Source organism: Johannesbaptistia floridana (genome assembly GCF_057440575.1).
In genome coordinates this window covers 1-1,847 of sequence record NZ_JALKVM010000247.1, presented here as the reverse complement: position 1 = coordinate 1,847, position 1,847 = coordinate 1, and the positions used below count along the sequence as shown (strand labels likewise).

Sequence of the window (1,847 nt, the reverse complement as noted above, 5' to 3'; positions counted from 1 at the left end):
GATGAAGTAAGCGATGAAGTAAGCGATGAAGTAAGCGATGAAGTAAGCGATGAAGAGTTTGTATTTGACCCGAAACCAGAGCCAAAACCTGACCCAAGTAATAGTTATCGCGCTCGTGTTACTTGGCCTCAAGGCTTAACAATTAGAGCAGAACCTAATATTGATTCTGAACGCCTTGGAGGAGTATATTATGATCAAGAACTGATTATTCTTGCAGATAATCCAGACAAAAGCTGGCAAAAAGTTAGAGTACCAGATAATGGTTTAGAGGGTTGGGTTAAAGCAGGTAACGTTGACAGAGTTAACTAAGAGATAAGATATTGTCGCCTGAACAACTATTAAAAAATTTATTTATAACGGCAGTTAATGCTGCTTCACCTCAACACCGGATGCCGCCATATCTACCATCACCACCTCCGGGTAAAACTATTGTTGTAGGTGGAGGTAAATCAGCTAGTTTGATGGCCCAGCATTTAGAAAAGTCTTGGCCAACAGAGTTAAATGGATTAGTGGTTACTCGCTACGGACATAAGGTAGAAACTAAGCAGATTAAAGTTATTGAGGCTTCTCATCCTCTTCCTGATTCCCAGGGAGTAGAAGCTACAACAGAAATGATGCAAATGATTAGTAATCTCCAACCAGAAGATTTAGTTATTTGTCTTATTTCTGGCGGAGGTTCGGCTTTATTAACTTTACCTCCTCTTCAGTTGAGTTTAGATGAGTTGATTAGTATTCATCAACAATTGTTAGCCTCTGGGGCTAGTATAGATGAGATAAATAGAGTGCGTAAACAGTTATCTTTGACTTCTGGGGGAAGATTGGCGGCGGCAGCTTATCCCGCTACTGTGGTGAGTTTAATTATCTCAGATGTGCCTGGTGATAATCTTCAGGTGATTGCTTCTGGTCCTACTGTGGGAGATACTGTTACTAGTAGGGATGCTTTAGAAGTTATCTATAGTTACCAGATAGAAATATCATCGAGTCTCAAGCAGTATTTAGAAAATAATCCCTATCCTGTGATTAAGCCAGGGGATAAACGTCTAGAGAAGACTGAGAATATTCTCATCGCTACTCCTCAACAATCTTTAGAAGCTGCGGCTAAAATGGCGAGAAAACATGGTTATCAAACTTTGATTTTAGGTGATTCTCTTCAGGGAGAAGCGAAAGAAGTGGGTAAAGTTATGGCGGGTATTGCCCAACAAGTTAAACGTCATCAGCAGCCTATCTCTCCTAATTGTGTAATTCTCTCCGGTGGTGAAACTACTGTAACCCTGACAGGGAAAGGTAAAGGGGGACCTAATAGTGAGTTTTTATTGAGTTTGGCGATCGCCCTTGAGGGGTTAGAGGGGGTTTATGCGATCGCCTGTGATACTGATGGTATTGACGGTTCTGAATCTAATGCAGGTGCCTTGATTACTCCCTCTACTTTAGCGACTGCTAGTAGTTTAGGGTTAAATCCTCGGGATTATTTACGCGATCATGATAGCTACAGTTTTTTTGCTAGTTTAGATTCTTTGGTGGTTACTGGTCCGACTTTGACTAATGTTAATGATTTTCGCGCTATTTTGATTGTTAATTAAATTGAAGGCAACCGTAGGGTGCGTTAACCTGCGTGTAACGCACCGTTAATTATTTTGTATTCAGATTAAATCTGTCTAATTAGCCAAAGATGTGTGGGCGCAAGCCTTGTTGTGGGCGCAAGCCTTGTTGTGGGCGCAAGCCTTGCGCCCCTACTACAAAATATAGCAATGACCAAATAGATGTTTACAGTTATCATGAAAAGCCCCCCTTATTAAGGGGGGAAGGGGGGATCTGTAAATATAAATATTGTTAACACTACAACGCTC

The 1,847-nt window shown here is 41.1% G+C and carries 2 protein-coding genes; both read left to right on the top strand.

The features are described from left to right. On the top strand, positions 1 to 309 hold a 309-nt coding region (locus MW688_RS15525), incomplete at its 5' end, for an SH3 domain-containing protein (protein ID WP_486736920.1). 11 nt (positions 310 to 320) lie between these two features. Continuing rightward, a complete protein-coding gene (locus MW688_RS15520; protein WP_486736919.1) occupies positions 321 to 1,580 on the top strand; it encodes a glycerate kinase type-2 family protein in 1,260 nt (419 codons plus the stop codon). Positions 1,581 to 1,847 lie beyond the last annotated feature (267 nt).